This window comes from Alkalihalobacillus pseudalcaliphilus (assembly GCF_028610675.1).
GTDB classification, from domain to species: Bacteria; Bacillota; Bacilli; order Bacillales; family Bacillaceae_D; genus Alkalihalobacillus; species Alkalihalobacillus pseudalcaliphilus.
The window spans coordinates 58,617-75,070 of the sequence record NZ_JAQQWS010000011.1 but is presented as its reverse complement, the minus strand read 5'-3'; the positions used below and the strand labels follow the sequence as shown (position 1 = coordinate 75,070).

17 protein-coding genes and 1 riboswitch are annotated in these 16,454 nt (G+C 37.1%); of the genes, 11 read left to right on the top strand and 6 right to left on the bottom strand.

Annotation, left to right across the window (positions count from 1 at the left end; genetic code table 11):
- Positions 1-205: 205 nt before the first annotated feature.
- The 6 genes from PQ479_RS17965 to PQ479_RS17940 form a co-directional block, all read right to left on the bottom strand.
- Positions 206-892: an AbiTii domain-containing protein gene (locus PQ479_RS17965; protein ID WP_047987349.1), complete on the bottom strand. Its 687-nt coding sequence runs from the start codon at positions 890-892 to the stop codon at positions 206-208.
- A gap of 345 nt (positions 893-1,237) precedes the next feature.
- Positions 1,238-1,597 carry a YhjD family protein gene (locus PQ479_RS17960; RefSeq protein ID WP_047987350.1) on the bottom strand — a complete coding sequence of 120 codons (360 nt, stop codon included), beginning with the start codon at positions 1,595-1,597 and terminating at the stop codon, positions 1,238-1,240.
- Between the two features lie 9 nt (positions 1,598-1,606).
- A complete protein-coding gene (locus PQ479_RS17955; protein WP_053070301.1) occupies positions 1,607-1,951 on the bottom strand; it encodes a YolD-like family protein in 345 nt (114 codons plus the stop codon).
- An 80-nt stretch (positions 1,952-2,031) separates the two neighbouring features.
- A complete protein-coding gene (locus PQ479_RS17950; protein WP_047987351.1) occupies positions 2,032-2,619 on the bottom strand; it encodes a replication-relaxation family protein in 588 nt (195 codons plus the stop codon).
- On the bottom strand, positions 2,603-3,772 hold the full coding sequence (locus tag PQ479_RS17945; RefSeq protein WP_047987352.1) for an FtsK/SpoIIIE domain-containing protein: 1,170 nt from the start codon (positions 3,770-3,772) through the stop codon (positions 2,603-2,605). Before PQ479_RS17945 ends, PQ479_RS17950 begins: the two co-directional genes overlap by 17 nt.
- A gap of 9 nt (positions 3,773-3,781) precedes the next feature.
- The gene (locus PQ479_RS17940; protein ID WP_047987353.1) at positions 3,782-4,021 is read right to left on the bottom strand and encodes a hypothetical protein; all 240 of its coding nucleotides are present in this window, start codon (positions 4,019-4,021) and stop codon (positions 3,782-3,784) included.
- 313 nt (positions 4,022-4,334) lie between these two features.
- Here PQ479_RS17940 and PQ479_RS17935 point away from each other — a divergent pair, with 313 nt between their 5' ends.
- The 11 genes from PQ479_RS17935 to PQ479_RS17885 all read left to right on the top strand — a co-directional run bounded on the left by PQ479_RS17935 (position 4,335) and on the right by PQ479_RS17885 (position 16,454).
- Positions 4,335-4,571, top strand: coding sequence for a helix-turn-helix domain-containing protein (locus PQ479_RS17935; RefSeq protein WP_047987354.1), 237 nt, complete (start codon positions 4,335-4,337; stop codon positions 4,569-4,571).
- A 53-nt stretch (positions 4,572-4,624) separates the two neighbouring features.
- On the top strand, positions 4,625-5,068 hold the full coding sequence (locus PQ479_RS17930; protein WP_047987355.1) for a hypothetical protein: 444 nt from the start codon (positions 4,625-4,627) through the stop codon (positions 5,066-5,068).
- A 1,540-nt stretch (positions 5,069-6,608) separates the two neighbouring features.
- Positions 6,609-7,079 carry a hypothetical protein gene (locus PQ479_RS17925; protein ID WP_047987356.1) on the top strand — a complete coding sequence of 157 codons (471 nt, stop codon included), beginning with the start codon at positions 6,609-6,611 and terminating at the stop codon, positions 7,077-7,079.
- Positions 7,080-7,473: 394 nt separating this feature from the next.
- Positions 7,474-8,319 carry a DUF72 domain-containing protein gene (locus tag PQ479_RS17920; protein WP_047987357.1) on the top strand — a complete coding sequence of 282 codons (846 nt, stop codon included), beginning with the start codon at positions 7,474-7,476 and terminating at the stop codon, positions 8,317-8,319.
- Between the two features lie 34 nt (positions 8,320-8,353).
- Positions 8,354-9,721 carry a bifunctional metallophosphatase/5'-nucleotidase gene (locus PQ479_RS17915; RefSeq protein ID WP_047987358.1) on the top strand — a complete coding sequence of 456 codons (1,368 nt, stop codon included), beginning with the start codon at positions 8,354-8,356 and terminating at the stop codon, positions 9,719-9,721.
- An 80-nt stretch (positions 9,722-9,801) separates the two neighbouring features.
- The gene (locus PQ479_RS17910; protein ID WP_047987599.1) at positions 9,802-10,104 is read left to right on the top strand and encodes a YunC family protein; all 303 of its coding nucleotides are present in this window, start codon (positions 9,802-9,804) and stop codon (positions 10,102-10,104) included.
- A 229-nt stretch (positions 10,105-10,333) separates the two neighbouring features.
- Positions 10,334-11,431: an HD-GYP domain-containing protein gene (locus tag PQ479_RS17905; protein ID WP_047987359.1), complete on the top strand. Its 1,098-nt coding sequence runs from the start codon at positions 10,334-10,336 to the stop codon at positions 11,429-11,431.
- A 22-nt stretch (positions 11,432-11,453) separates the two neighbouring features.
- Entirely contained in the window at positions 11,454-12,248 is a 795-nt protein-coding gene (locus tag PQ479_RS17900; protein ID WP_047987360.1) for a thymidylate synthase, read from the top strand.
- The gene (locus PQ479_RS17895) at positions 12,245-12,733 is read left to right on the top strand and encodes a dihydrofolate reductase (protein WP_047987361.1); all 489 of its coding nucleotides are present in this window, start codon (positions 12,245-12,247) and stop codon (positions 12,731-12,733) included. Before PQ479_RS17900 ends, PQ479_RS17895 begins: the two co-directional genes overlap by 4 nt.
- 85 nt (positions 12,734-12,818) lie before the next feature.
- A riboswitch (Lysine riboswitch) is annotated at positions 12,819-12,995 on the top strand.
- 121 nt (positions 12,996-13,116) lie between these two features.
- Entirely contained in the window at positions 13,117-14,664 is a 1,548-nt protein-coding gene (locus PQ479_RS17890; RefSeq protein ID WP_047987362.1) for a Na+/H+ antiporter NhaC family protein, read from the top strand.
- A gap of 266 nt (positions 14,665-14,930) precedes the next feature.
- On the top strand, positions 14,931-16,454 hold the full coding sequence (locus PQ479_RS17885; protein ID WP_047987363.1) for a sodium-dependent transporter: 1,524 nt from the start codon (positions 14,931-14,933) through the stop codon (positions 16,452-16,454).

The following is a 16,454-nucleotide window of genomic DNA, read 5'->3' as shown; positions in this document are numbered from 1 at the left end:
GGGCTAATCCCTTTAAAACAAACCTTCAATCCAATTAATGATGTAATTCCAAAATGAAAAAAGGAAAATGAAACTAACTATTATTGAAACCAAAAATGAGGTCAAAATGGGGTGTCTGCTTAAGAAGTTTTTTTTCTCAACTTTAGATAAACCTCTATTACCGATATGCGATTTTACAATTTTGTTATTATTACCTATTTTAATATTACTCATCTTTTCCTCTACTAAAGAAACTTCCGATTTTTGATTTTTTAATTTGATTCCCGTCACCCATTTGTATAGAGTTATCAAAAATGATATTTTCAACATTTAGTATTACTTGTTTTGCTTTTTGGGGATCTTCTTCTACCTGAGATGAAAGATCATAATCATCTAAGTTATCAAATTCTTTCTCAAGTTCCATTACAATGTCAACTAACTTTGATCTGACAGTTGATTTAATATTGTCTAAAAGATTGAAAGATATTTCTATTGTCATATTTATTATTTGTATGGAGGGTTTAGAAATGTGATGTGAGAGAGAAGTAGGTATAGGGTTCCCATATGTTCCTTGAGAAGTTGTTACAATTCTATCGATAGTACCTATACTGTCAGTAATTTTTGTCGTTTTTAATTCCAGTACTTCATCATGAGACAACAAGCTCTCTAGAGGTATATTTGAATTTGTATATTTGACATTGCCATTTAACACAAAATTTCCCACAGCTCTTCCTACTATAATTCTATATGCAGGAAATTTATCTTTATCACTATACCCTTCTAACTCTCCTTTTATCCATTCATTTATTTTCTGGTTATTAAGACTTTCGAATATCACTTTCATTCTTAACAATATTGTTTCTAAAGTAACTTTACCTGATACTATATCCTTCAACAATTGACTACGAGCCATCACTTCCACCCTTTACATTTTATTTTTAACACCATCATTAAGAACTAAATGTTTCTGATGACGATATACTGAGCTATTAATCCAAAATCTAAGGTCTATTTTACCATAAAAAAATTCTGAGCCATCGAGGTTCTACAAGAATTATTGATTTTTTCATTTTGCGTTGGATAACAAAAACTTTTTTCAATACGTTGTAAATATAATGGAAGATAATCTACTGTAGGTCATTGTATCTAGTCTTATTTTGTGTATTATTATAAAAAAGGAGGCATGACCATGAAAAATTTAACTGCTCTAATAGAAGAAACAGAAATTAAGCTAAACCGACCATAAAAGGGATTGAAATTAAAGTGCTGGAGTTCCTTCTAAATAACCCGCCAGATGTTCAGCCACCTTATTCTTCATCGCTTGAGGGAGCAAAACTACATCCTGCCGATACCCCCGACACACAACTAAGTATTTACAGTAGCCTTTCTCATCGCGACCTTGCTCATAAACAGTAAGACCCTTCTTATACATTTCCCTTTTAACTTTACCGATATCTATTCCAACTTTGTTTGTAACTTTTTCTAAGTAGGTTAAATACGTCAATTCAAATTTCAATTCAGCTTTTTTAAACTTTTCCATGTCTTTTTCTAGCACTTTTCTGACAAGAGGCAAGTAAATAAAAAGGTACATTAATTTGTTTTCATCTTCGTTTATCATCAATACACCTCATAAAATACGTTCTGCCGCTTTTAGCTGATCGATCTTAATGGTCAACTTATCATCTTTTGTTATTAATTCAACATACGTTTCCTCATAATCGACTTTATCCGGTATGCCAATTACCTCATGATAAAATCCACCCTGCCAGTAAGTCAGACGTATCTCCAACTCATGCTTAAGACTATCCATTATGACTAAACCTATCTCAAATAATTCTTGCTCATCCAGCTCAGGTTTAGGTACTTTTTGCGATTCAAAGTCTAATTTGTGTAAGGCCTCAATATGTTCGGGCAGCATAAAGCTTGTTGCCCACAGTTTATTTCCTCTTTTTAAATGTACAGTGTCTGACATATGATCATCTCCTTTTCAGATATTATATACAAACATGCGTTCGATTATCAACTAGAAAAAGAACCCCTCTAAGTGAGAGGTTAATTTAAAACGGCTTCTCTCGTGTGAAAAATTCTAAACGGTTTCCCTGTTACATTATAATTTCCCTCACCAATGACCCACACATAAGGAAACATAATTTTATCCTTTGGCTGCCAATCAGCTTTATGCCATTCCTTGCTCTCGTAAAAAAGCTCATAACGACTCAATTTTTTATCAAACACTTTTTTACTATAGATGTTACGTTGTACCTCAATATAAAACGGAGCCTTACGCCATATGCAAAAGATGTCAGGCTCAACCGTGCCTTTGTTGGATAGTTTTGGCTCAACCTCAAACCTTTGTGGTTTCTCCACGTCGCACAGTTTTTTGTACACATCAACTATCGCTAAAAAATGAGATATCTTAGCACTGTCATTTTTGACGTTTGTGTCCTGGTGCAAGTATAGGTATTGCTTTTGGTCGGTAATCGCCTTGATATGTCCATCACGCCTTAATCTTTTTAAGACAGCGTTACATGACTTAATGGCTTGTTTTAATCCGACAAAGTGCAACTGACAAATATCATCACGTCTCATAACTCTAAACTTAATCAAATCATCGAGTATCGCTTTATCTCGTTTTTTCATCTTCTAACACTCCAAATATAGATAGTTGTTCTTGTGGTCGTGCTTTTTCTTCTATTACCACAACTTCATTCTTTACGCTCTTAGGCTTTTCAACTTTGTAAGGAGCTATAAGACTCCTAGCTTTATCCAACGTCAGATAGGGTGACTGTAGCTCAACAGGGTCATCTAATTTAAGCATAAACCGTCCAGGAGTATCACGGCTGATTTCGTGTGCTCTTGGTGTACCTGTTATGCGTGCATTAGTTCCATCTGTATGTCTAAAGCCCATACGTACTGTTAAGTTATTTTTAAGCTTACCGTCTAAGACTTGAGCATCTGGACGTTGCATGGACAAGATTAAAAATACCCCTAACGCTCGACCGATTGATGAAATATCTTCTATGATAGCCATGAGCTTTTTTTCTTTTTTCAATAGGACAACTTCATCGATGCACAAAATTATATAAGGTGGCCGCACCTCTTTTGGTAGGTCATGGGTGTGCGTCTCCTCATATTGATCCAATAAGTCTCCGCGTCTTTTTAGCTCGTGATTAAGCTTTGTTAAGACAACCTCAAGATCATCCTTGCTAGTGCTAACTGATTTAACGTGAACGATATTTTTAAAAGCGTGAAACTCTGACCGCTTAAGATCGGCAAGATAAAGCTCTAACTCACTAGGAGACTTATAGGCTATCAGTGTGCTCAAAATTGAGCGCAACTGTGTGGACTTACCACTACCTGTTGTACCAGCAATTAAAAGGTGAGGGTGCTCAATCAAGTCATAGGCAAAATAGCTTGATGTGCGCCCTTTACCACAAATAATCGGTAAGATGTGGTCGGATAATGCGATCGAGATATCATCGTAGTTGTAGGTTAGTGAGTCGGGTAAATCAGACTTATAAACGGACAGAGTAAATGTTTTGTTGTTACGAACTAACTCAATATTCTCACCGTATTTCGCTTCAAACAGCCACTTTTTATTTTCTATGTCCGATGGATTAAGCCCGAGCGGTACCGTAAATACATAACGTATGCCAGCATTTAACACCTGTATAGCATGGATCTTCGGCAAAATATATTGAATGGTGCTGCCGTTTTTATAAGTAAGATGCAAACCCCCAGCCCTAAACGTTTTAATTAATTGCCGCTTAAGCTTTGATTTTTGTGTAAACACGGTACCACCTCATAACAATGGATTAGACAAGACAAACCAAATCAATGTGGCCGTCATGACGATTGGCAAAGCTATTTTAATAATGTCGGCAATATGTTGGGCGATCACCGTTGCCGATTTGCCAGCTAAATATCTTTCGAGTGCTGCGGCAGTCACAGCAATTACACCGCCACCGATGACCAGCGTATATCCCTTTGCGACAAATGGACTAAACCTCAAAATGCCCTCTAAACTCACGATAGTATTCATCATTTTTCCTCCTTTTCGTAGCGTTCTCAACCATTCACTCGCTCTGCTCCTTCATTGCTTTTAAACAAATATCTCCTTTCTTGATTTAATAGTAGTTAGGGCTTGAAAAACCATGGTAATGATACCAAGGTAAGTGCTAAGGCTATTGCTAAGGCTGATTATACGAGACTTGCTACGGTTGTTACCTTGGTAGTTGCTATAGTTTATAGGTATTCGTGGAGCTTGTACTTGTTTCCTCATCGAGTGTGCATTTTTGCAAAAAATAAAAGGAGAATAGGACAAGCTGATCGAACATAGATTGTGAGGTGATGGGATGGGCACGTTTGGAAAAGGATTAGGAAGGAAGAGGACTAGGTTAGGGATTTGGCTAGACGATAGAGGGATAAGTCAACAGTGGCTATCTGAAAAAAGTGGAGTGGGTAGAAATACGATTTCAAAGTTATGTAAAGACGATAACTATAATACGTCTTTAGAAACAATAAAGAAGCTTATGGGAGCATTACGCTTTATCGATCCTAATGCAAAGACAGAAGACTTTTTTGATTTGTAATTGTTTGTGGTACTTTGTAAATGGTACGATTGAGAAAAGGAGGATGATGAGGCTTGAGGGTGAAAGTTACGTTGTTTTTACTTGTTTTAATGTTGTTAATTGGATGTTCGGAAAAAGGATTGCCATTAGATGGCTATATTGATGAGGATCTTAGTGTTGATTGGGAAAAGGAAGGTATAGATGAAGAGATATTCAATCAAGCTATGGAATGGGAAGAACAAGCTTATTATGCTTTTGACCAGGATGAACCTTTAGAATCAGATTGGGTAATTTATCGAGATTTATATGTTGAAATAAACAATTATTTTGTGGAGAGAAATACTACGGTTGGTTCTGATGAATACCACATACTACTTGTAGCTAGCGATATGTGGAGGAATGCAGACGCCTTAGTTAAATCTACTGATCCTGTTGAAACAAGAGAACTTGCTATAAAAATAGAAGAACTAATTAGTGACCAGATGACATTCTTAGCAAATGTTGAGATAGTAAATTAATTTAGTAAGACAAGTATACATATATAATAGAAGAAACACGTTTTCAAGAATGATCCGATTACGATCCGATTTTGATCCGATAACGTTTAACTTTGTTTAAAATCGTTTATAAAGTAAGTCAACCAAAAATGCTATATATCAGCTTTTTCGGTTGACTTTGAAGTCGTTTAATAACTGCAATTAATCAAATTCGAAATGGAAGGTTCGATTGGTTAATCATTCAATTAGGTAATAAGATAACACCTTACGATGTTGGTAAAATACCGGCATTTGTAAGGTGTTTTTTTATATGAAAGTTGATACTGATACTCGTGTGCGGAGCTTTGCTCATCGCTACCGAAAATCATGCTCCGCGTCCTGTGGGGTGGCGCTGAACTAACTAGCTTCGCTAGTGGATTTCAGCTCTGCCACTACGTCCCACGGGAGTCTCCGCATGTTTTCGTCCGCTAGGTTACTGCTAGTTCTCAAGTTCAAAAAAATGATGCCAAGAACATTCAAAAAATGAAAAAGAAGTAATAACAATATTGAACGAAAAGCCACCAATCAAAGAGCAAAACCATTCTTTCATGTTTGTTGGTGGCGGAGCTGGTTTTGGCTCCGCCATGGGCGTTTTGTATGGAAGTTAGGGCGAACATGGTGCGCTACTCGTCGCTCCCGAAAATTATGCTGCGCGTCCTGCGGGGTGGTGCTGAGCTAATCGGCTACGCCGATGGATCTCAGCTCTGCCACTACGCCCCGCGGGAGTCTCCGCATATTTTCGTCCGCTGGGTTACTGTTAATTCTCAAGTTCTTCAAAACAATCTAACAACATTCTTTTAAAATGAAAAAGTACAAAACCAAATTGAACGAAAAGCCACCAGTTAAAGAGCCAAACGCTACTTACATGTTTATTAGTGGCTAGTTGGGTGGTGCACTGAATTTCCTCAAGCCACTTCCAGTGTTACAGGTTACGGCTAATCATTAAGTTCAAGAGCTCATTGTGACTACATACCCCTTGAGTAACTGACATGATTGGCCTTTTTCGTGCTGTTACTCATCTATTTCCTTTGAGTAACTGTCATGATTGGACCTTTTCGTGTAGTTACTCACCCTCTTCCCTTCAGTAACTGACATGATCAGCCGTATTCGTGCTGTTACTCATCTATTTCCTTTGAGTAACTGACATGATTGGCCTTTTTCGTGTAGTTACTCGCCCTCTTCCCTTCAGTAACTGACATGATCAGCCGTATTCGTGCCTCTTTGGTTCGTGTACTTCTCATTCAAATACCAAATTGAATGAAGTTCCACCAGTTAAAGAGCCAAACACTACGTTCATCTTTGTTGGTGGCGGACTCGCCCGTTGGTTATGTCTACACTGTTAAGTGCAAATATCACTCTTACAACATTCACTAAAATGAAACTGAATGCAAGTCCATCAACTTGTTAGAGTGTTTATGAAAAAAAGTCCTGATTCTTTTATACTATTGTCAAATTGGAATAAGTTAACTAATATATAAACTGTTGTGTTTAAATATTTTGAAAAAAGTAAGGGGTCTAACAAATGAATAAGAAGCTATTATCAATTTTATTAGGTGTTGTCGTTATTGTAGGAGCAGGGCTTTATTTTTATAATTATATTAGTAAGCAGAACTTAATTATTGCGTATATTGATGATTCTGATGCTATTGCAATGGAATTAGGTCAAGTCATTTTAGAAGAAGAATTAATTGAAGATTATGATGAGTTATTGGCGTTTACGGAGGAATATTCATTACCTAGACTTCATGAGTTGTTATCGGAGTTACATGATTTGAGAGTAGAGTATAATCATAAAAAGGTTTTAGAGGTTCATGAATTGTTGGAGCAATCTTTTGAGAAGGCGATTGAGGGTAATGAATTATGGGTAAATGAGGACTATGTGGCTTCTGATCGGGCATTTATTGAATCTGACTATCTTTATGTTCAATATGAAGAGGATTTAGAGAAGTTAGCGAATAGTTGGAATGTGGAAATCATTTATGAAGAGGAATAAGAAGATGAGAACCTCGTAATCCGTAAGTTGGATATGAGGTTTTTTCTTTGTATGTAAGTTCAATCGGTGGTGGCTTGTTGAGGGGTGTACTGAAGCTTTTTGGACTGGCTCATGGGGTGATCAACTGATGTAGGAGGAAAGGTCAGGCTAAAATCTACTGCGTTAGTAAGTTAGTTCAGGCCCACCTCCGGAAATCGTGACCAGTTCCCGTAGGAATCTTCCAAGACGAGTACAGTATTTCGCCTCAATCCTTTATATCTAATTATTTTATCGTTTGAGGAGTTGCTTTTTTTAGGAGAAAGCAAATAATTTTGGTATATTGTAAGGAGTGAATTTGATCATACGTAATATATTTAAGGCGATATGATATGACTTGTTGATTGAGGTGAGAAACTTGATTTATATTGGTCTAGCTGGTTGGGGAGACCATGATTCCTTATACGAGGGACTCAGCAGCACAGCATCCAAATTAGATGTATATGCGGGGCATTTTCCTATTGTTGAAGTAGATGCTTCTTTTTATGCGGTTCAACCTTTACGAAATATGCAAAAATGGGTTAGAGAAACCCCTGCGACTTTTCAATTTATTGTTAAAGCTTACCAAGGGATGACATTGCACCAAAAAGCATTAACGCCATTCGAAAGCCGCAGTGAGATGTTCCGAGCCTTTCGTGATTCGTTAAAGCCGATGATTGAAAGTAATAAACTCGCCATGGTTTTGTGCCAATTTCCGCCATGGTTTGATTGTAAAAAAGAACATGTACAGTACATTCGATATGTGAAACAAGAACTTGCTCACCTCCCAGTTGCTTTAGAATTCAGGCATCAGTCTTGGTTCCAACCTCAATACCGGGAACAAACTCTTGCTTTTATGCAAGAGGAGGATTGGATACATAGTATTTGTGACGAACCACAAGCAGGATCCGGATCTATCCCTATTGTTATGCAGGCTACTAATAAATCTAAAACTTTATTTCGGTTTCATGGTCGCAATATTCATGGCTGGAATGACCCGGGGAATGGTCGCTGGCGTGAAGTAAGGTATTTGTATCGTTATAATGAGAATGAATTAAGAGAATGGACCAAACAGCTTCAATCATTCCAAACAGAAAGTAAGCACTTATTTGTTATCTTTAATAATAATTCCGGCGGTGACGCAGCAGATAATGCTAAAGAAATGATTGAAATGTTAGGGATTGAATATGAAAATTTAGCTCCTAGACAGTTAGGCTTATTTTAAGAAATAACTTTTGAATAGAGAGGAGGGCTATTTTTTGTCGATTGAACGACTTACAATCTTCCATATTAATGATCTTCATAGCCAGTTTAGTAATTGGCCACATATTGTAGGGTATGTGAGGGCACATCGGCATAAAGCCTCCTTATTTGTAGATATAGGTGATCATGCTGATCGAAGCCATCTTATAACAGAAGCAACTGAAGGACGAGGGAATGTAGAGCTCTTAAATGAGGCAGAGATTGATTATGCGACGATTGGAAATAATGAAGGCGTTACTTTTTCTAAGCAGCAATTAGAGCAATTATATGCTCATGCTCAGTTTCCTGTTTTGCTTGCTAATTTATTTGAACCGAATGGTCAGCTTCCCAGTTGGGCGAGGAAGTATGAAATCCATACATTTCAGAATGGAGTTAAAGTAGGCTTAATTGGTTGGACAGCCCCTTTTAAAGGACTTTATGAGCAATTAGGTTGGAAATGTGAGAGTTCATTCCAGCTACTTAAAGATATTGTTCAAGAAGTGAGGGAACAGGTCGATATAGTTGTACTTTTATCTCATGTAGGCTTTTTTCAAGATGAAGAAATTGCTAAGGAAATGCCTGATATCGATATTATCTTAGGCTCACATACCCATCATTTAATTGAGAGGGGAAAAAAGATTAACCAAACGATGATTACACAAGCGGGGAAACATGGTCATTATTTTGGGAGATTGGACATCAAGTTTGATACACAACGAAAAATCTGTGTCGATATGAAAGAAACACTCATCTCAGCGAATGCTTGTCAACCAGCTCAATCAACGTTGAATCTTATCAAAAAAATAGAGCATCAATCTTTTGAGAAGTTGAACTATAAAGTGGCAACGGTTCCTTTTGATTTAGCCGTTTCATGGCAGGAGAATACAGAAATCACACAATTACTCTGTGATGGTTTAGCTGAGTGGTGTAAGGAGAGTATTGCCATGATGAATGCGGGTGTAATATTGGAATCTATTCCTCAAGGTCAGATAACAAGGGGAGATATTCACCGTATTTGTCCTCATCCAATTAACCCGTGCATTGTTGAATTAACAGGCGAGGAACTATTAGCGACGATTCAAAAAGCGTATACAGAAGAGATGAGATTTTTAAAGTTGAAAGGATTTGGTTTTAGAGGTAAGCTTCTTGGAAAAATGATTTTTACAGGTATTGAGATTCAGTCCAATAGTGATATGGAAGTTCTAGAAGTGCGTGTAGAAGGTCAATTGTTAGAAGGGAAAAGAACGTACCGAATAGCGACATTAGATATGTATACCTTTGGGTACCTATTCCCTGAAATTTATAAAGCACCTCATAAAGAATATCTGATGCCGGAATTTTTAAGAGATATTCTAGCTTGGAAGCTTGGGCAAGAATGGGCTTAAATTGATTCACAGTCAATATTCCATCCTCATAAAGTAATAAAGAGAACAAGGAAGTTTACTTCTGGATGGAGGAGAAAGGCATGCTTGAAATGAATCCGGTGACGATTAATGGTGAAACTTTTTTAGCTATAACATTAAAGCTTCCAAAAACGAATTTTATGGCTGTTACGAATGAAGTTGGGTATATTATGTGTGGCGCCTTAGACGTTGGTCTATTGAACGCAAAATTAAAAGAAAGAAAGATTGTCGCTGGTCGTGCTGTTGGTGTGAGAACGATTGAGCAATTACTTGAAGCCCCTTTAGAATCAATCACTTATGAAGCAGAGGCATTAGGAATTACGGTTGGAATGAAGGGGAAAGACGCCTTGTTAAAAATGAAATAAGTAAAAATGAAGCTGTCATGAAGACTCTAAACCTTCCGTGACAGTTTTTTTTGTCAATTAGTAAGAAAGTTTCAAAAAATTCATTTACATTTGATATAATAGGAGATGGAATGAATCTATATGACTAAGACTTATTGTTTATTTTACATAGAATGACATGCTATATAAAAGAGATGAAACGAACCAATTGGAAGATAAATGGAATTTAATAATACTGGGAGGTTGTATCATGCGTCTAATTGCCGTAATGGTTGCGAAACCAGGCCAAAAATTAGCGAAGGCTGTTTTAAATGGAGAAGGTTCAATTTTACTTAATAAAGATATTCTGCTTACTGAGAAATTAATTAAGCGCTTGAAGAATCTTGCAGTTCCTTTTATTTATATAAAAGATGATCAAATAGATCTGCCAAAGATTGAACAAGTGATATCTCAAAAAACAAGAGAAGAAACGGTTAGTAAATTAAAGTATGAATTTATCGCCTTGTCCAATACTTGGAATAATTTCAAAGATTTAAAGGCGATCAATGTTGACCTTGACTTCGAAAGTTCTGTTAAAATGTTAATAAAGGATATTCAAAATAATCCTGATGCCTTATCATTATTACTAAGTGCTTCTTCACACGATCTATACATTTTTGTTCATTCATTTAATGTTGCCGTGTATTCAATTGGTTTAGCGATGGAATTAGGCTACGAGGAAGATGAATTATATGAGATAGGTTTAGGAGCATTATTTCATGATATAGGCAAAATGTTTATCCCCAAAGACATTCTTTTAAAGCCTGGGAAGTTAACGAATGACGAGTTCAAAATCGTACAGTCTCACAGTAAACTGGGCTACGACCTATTAATTGATACAGCTCAAATGACAAAAAACATAGCAAGATGTGCTTTAGAACACCATGAACGCTTGAATGGGACAGGCTATCCACAAGCGATAAAAAGTGGTAAAATTCATCCATATGCCAAAATTATCGCGATTGCCGATGTTTTTGACGCCGTAACCTCTAATCGTTCTTACAGGAAGCCGATGCTACCACATGAAGCTCTAGAGCTTTTGTATTCAGGTGCCTCGACTTTATTTGATATTGATATGGTAAAGACTTTTAGACAAATGATGGCGGTATATCCATCGGGGTTAATGGTTCAATTAAGTGACAATCGTAAAGGGATCGTGTATAAACAAAATAAGCAGATGAGTACGCATCCTGTTATCAAAATATTATATGAAGATAATATCAGGCTAGAAAACCCGTACTATCTGAATTTAATGGACCACCTTAACATATTGATTGTAGGGACGGAAGCGTTTGATGAACAGTTATAGTGGATAAAAGGAGTGGACATACATGCAACAATATTTAGATTTATGTAGACATGTCATGGAGAACGGAGGAGAAAAAGGTGATCGGACAGGTACAGGTACAAAAAGTATATTTGGTCACCAAATGAGATTTGATTTAGAAAAAGGTTTTCCTTTACTCACGACAAAAAAGTTACATTTACGCTCAATCATTCATGAATTACTTTGGTTTTTAAAAGGGGATACCAATATTGCATACCTGACAGAACATAAAGTGAGAATTTGGAATGAATGGGCCGATGATAATGGTGATCTTGGGCCTGTTTACGGTAAGCAGTGGCGTTCTTGGCAAGGAGCTAATGGTAGGACGGTTGATCAAATTAGCGAAGTCATTGAACAAATTAAAGAAAACCCCAATTCTCGTCGCTTAATCGTGAATGCTTGGAACGTAGCGGAAATTGATGATATGGCTTTAGCACCTTGTCACTGCTTATTCCAATTTTATGTGCAAGATGGTAAATTATCTTGTCAGCTGTACCAAAGAAGTGCGGATATTTTTCTAGGTGTCCCATTTAATATTGCTTCTTATGCTTTATTGACGATGATGGTCGCACAAGTGACGGGATTAAAGCCAGGTGAATTTGTACACACATTAGGGGATGCACATATCTATTCCAATCATTTTGAACAAGTTGAGCTCCAACTGACAAGGGAACCTCATGCTCTACCTTCGATGAAGATTAATCCAGATGTTACATCCATTTTTGATTTTACGATTGATGATTTTGAACTTGTGAACTATGAGGCACATCCACATATTAAGGGTGTGGTTTCTGTATGATTTCTTATATCTTTGCGGTGTCTGAAAATGGTGTGTTAGGTAAGGATAATGATATGCCTTGGCATTTACCAAACGACTTGAAGTTTTTTAAACGTGTTACTTCTGGTCATACGGTCATAATGGGTAGGAGAACGTACGAATCCATGGGCAGAGCTTTGCCAAAGCGGAGAAATATTATTTTAACTAGTGACCCAACATTTAAGGCAGAAGGCTGTGAAATCGTCCACTCTAAGGAAGCAGTTCTTGAAGCAATTAGAGATGAGAACGAGTCATTTGTTATTGGTGGAGCAGGATTGTTTGAACTGTTCAGAGACGATGTTGATAAAATTTATAAAACCGAAATTAAGGAAAGCTTTCCAGGGGATGTTTTTTTCCCTCAATGGGATTGGAATCATTGGAAACTGATTGAAGTGGAAGATGGAATCATCGATGAAAAAAATAAACATTCACATCAATTTTTAATTTATAAAAGACTAGAAAAGTAGTATTTTCTTGAAATAACCATTGATTCGTTTTTTAATTTTAGTTATAATATACTACGATAATATGAATAGTATTACCTCATCAAGACGGTGAGGTAGAGGCGCGAATGCGATAATTACCTTTTTTGAGGATGACAACGTGGAGAAAAAGGGAAAGGCAAGTTCGCCGAAGTGTATAAAGTTCGTCAAGACTTCATATGCTGGGACTGTATCGAATAGATGCAGCACTGTCACAGTTGTAAGACTGTGGAGAACTACTGCTGAAGATGGGGATAACCTTGTGATCAAAGGTCGATAATGGGTATCCGTTATGGGCCTTTTTTGTTTGGGAACATTCTTCTTCAGGTTAGAGAAAAGCTCACAAGAGCCAAAGAGGAGGAAATATGATGGATGTAATAGGCACAGGGTGGTCACTTGTACCACCATTATTGGCGTTAATTCTTGTCTTATTAACGAAAAAGGTATTAATATCACTTGGAGTAAGTATCCTTGTAGGAGCACTAATGCTAAACGGTTTTAATCCAGTGGATAGTTTAGCTCAAATTTGGGGAATCGTTTCTTCGATATTTTATGTAGAAGGTGCGGTTAACGATTGGGAATTTTATATTATTCTTTTCTTATTATTGCTAGGAATGATGGCTGCTCTCATTACGAAGTCTGGTGGAAGCTATGCCTTTGCTGAATGGGCGATGAAAAGAATCAAAACGCGTGTCGGTGCGCAATTATTTACGATATTTTTAGGTTTTATTATTTTTATCGATGACTATTTTAATAGTTTAACGGTCGGGAATATTAGTAGACCTGTATCTGATAAGTATCGGATTTCACGTGCTAAACTAGCTTATTTGGTTGATTCAACGGCTGCTCCAATGTGTGTAATCGCCCCTATTTCTAGCTGGGGTGCATATATCATTTCCATCATTGGTGGAATTCTTGTAGCACATGGTTTAACACAATATCAGGCGTTTGAAGCATTTATGCTAATTATTCCAATGAATTACTACGCACTTATCGCGATTTTATTTATGATTGCTGTAGCCGTATTTAAAATTGATTTTGGGCCAATGAGGAAACATGAAAAACGTGCACTAGAAACAGGTGAATTAGCTGACCCTAAATCTGGTGCAATGCCTGGAACCGATGGTCAAATTGAGCGTCATCAAAATGGGAAGGTATACGATTTAGTCATCCCTATTTTAGGGTTAGTAATCGGTACAGTTGTTTCGATGATTGTAACTGGTTATGGCGAAGTACAATCCTCTTCTTTAATTGATATTTTTGGTGAAGCAAATATTACGGGGTCTCTTATTATCGGAGGACTTATTGGCTTTGGTTTTGCTTTATTATCGAATCTTATCAAAAAGGAAAACTCAGGATATATGTCTACTTTAGGGGCAGGAATTAAATCCATGCTGCCGGCGATTTTTATTCTTATCTTTGCTTGGACAATTATAGAGATCATTAGTGAAATTGAGACGGGTGTATATTTAGCTGATTTAGTTGATGGTACGATCCCGCCAATGCTTCTACCGGCGATTATTTTCTTGATTGCTGGATTCACAGCATTATCAACAGGAACCTCTTGGGGAACGTTTGGTTTATTATTACCAATTGCAGGAGATATGGCAGCAGCGGTAGATATTTCGTTGATGTTACCAATGCTTGCAGCTGTTTTAGCTGGTGCTATTTTTGGAGACCATAGTTCACCTATATCAGATACAACTATTCTTTCGGCAGCAGGAGCAGGAAGCCATCATATCGATCACGTTATGACGCAGCTTCCATATGCGATTGTCTCAGCTGGAATTGCGTTAATTGGATTTATTGTTTTAGGCGCTACTGGACATATTTTACTTTCACTTGGTGTCGTCATTGGTATACTTGCCTTAACTGTATTGATATTAAATCAATTAACAAAATTAAGAAAAGCATAAGGAAACAGACAGTTGAATATCTCATTTCAACTGTCTGTTTTATATCGTGACTTCGGTCATGGGTCTATTTTTGGTATTTATTTCTTTTGACAAATTTCGACTAAATAATTATAATAAGATATTGAATAGTCTGAAAAATAAGACTAAACTAAAATGGACTTGCATAAAATAGACAGAAAAAGTAAGTGCCATTTATATTTTCAGATAATTCGGGAAAGATAGGTCGATATTCTATTATATCTTTTCTAGAAATGGAGAGGTGTTTTATGGCAGGTAGAGAACAATGGGGTACGAGAGCTGGTTTTATTATGGCTGCAATTGGCTCTGCGGTTGGATTAGGAAATATTTGGCGTTTTCCTTATGTGGCGTATGAGAATGGTGGAGGAGCTTTTTTCATTCCTTATTTATTTGCACTTTTAACAGCAGGTATACCTTTATTAATCATGGAGTTTACGATCGGGCACAAGTACCGCGGTTCAGCACCATTATCGTATGCAAGAATGAACCGGAAAACGGAATGGTTGGGCTGGTGGCAAGTTAGTATATCCTTTGTGATATCTACCTTCTATGCAGTGATTATTGCATGGGCGATTGCTTATACGTATTTCTCCATTAATCAAAGTTGGGGAGCTGATACGGAAGGCTTCTTATTTGGCTCTTACTTACATGTTGCAGATGTGCCTGGACAGCTGGGTGGCTTTGTCCCAAACGTACTTATACCATTAGTGCTCGTATGGGCAGTAACATTAGTTATTATGTTTAGAGGTATAAGAAGAGGTATTGAACTAGCCAACCGGATTTTTATTCCTGTATTATTTGTAATGTTCTTAATTCTAGTGATTCGGGCTGTTACTCTGGAAGGTGCTGCTTTAGGTTTAGAGCAATTTTTCCGTCCTGACTGGGAGGCGATGAGAAACCCAAGTGTTTGGTTAGCTGCCTATGGTCATATTTTCTTTAGTCTATCGGTTGGTTTTGCTATTATGATAACGTACTCGAGTTATTTATCAAGAAAATCAGATATTAATAATAATGCATTTATAACTGGCTTTACAAACTCAGGGTTTGAATTATTAGCAGGTATTGGAGTATTTGCTGCGATTGGTTTTATGGCCTTCCAGCAAGGTGTAGGTGTGAATGAGGTAGCAGCAGGAGGTATTGGTTTAGCCTTTGTTGTCTTCCCGCAAATTATTAATAGTTTCCCTGGAATGAATGGACTCTTTGGCGTCTTATTCTTTGGTTCACTCGTTATGGCTGGGATAACATCATTAATATCAATTATCGAAACGTATATTTCTGGGATTCAAGATAAATTCCAAGTATCACGAACAAAAGCAGTGCTCTTTGGTGGAGGCCTTTCTGCACTCGTATCCTTGATATATGCGACACATTCAGGACTGTATATTTTAGATGCGGTCGATTACTTCATTAATCAATTCGGTATTGCTTTTGCAGGCTTAGTCTCGGTAATCTTGGTGTCTTGGTTCTTAAGAAAGCTACCAGAATTCCAAGAACATGCAAATGGTGTATCAGATATGCGTATTGGTTGGTGGTGGAAAGTGTGTTTAGGAATTATTACACCAATCGTGTTAGGGTATATGTTTGTACTAAATGTTATGCAGAACATTCAAGAAAATTATGAAGGCTTATCTACTGGGTTCCTTCTTTCAACGGGAATAGCTGCGGCGGTCGGAGTGCTTATACTTGGTTTCTTATTATCACTAATCAAATGGAAAAAAAATATCATAGAAGCCGAAACCGATTCAAAAGAGCTTGAAAAGGAGGCTAAATAA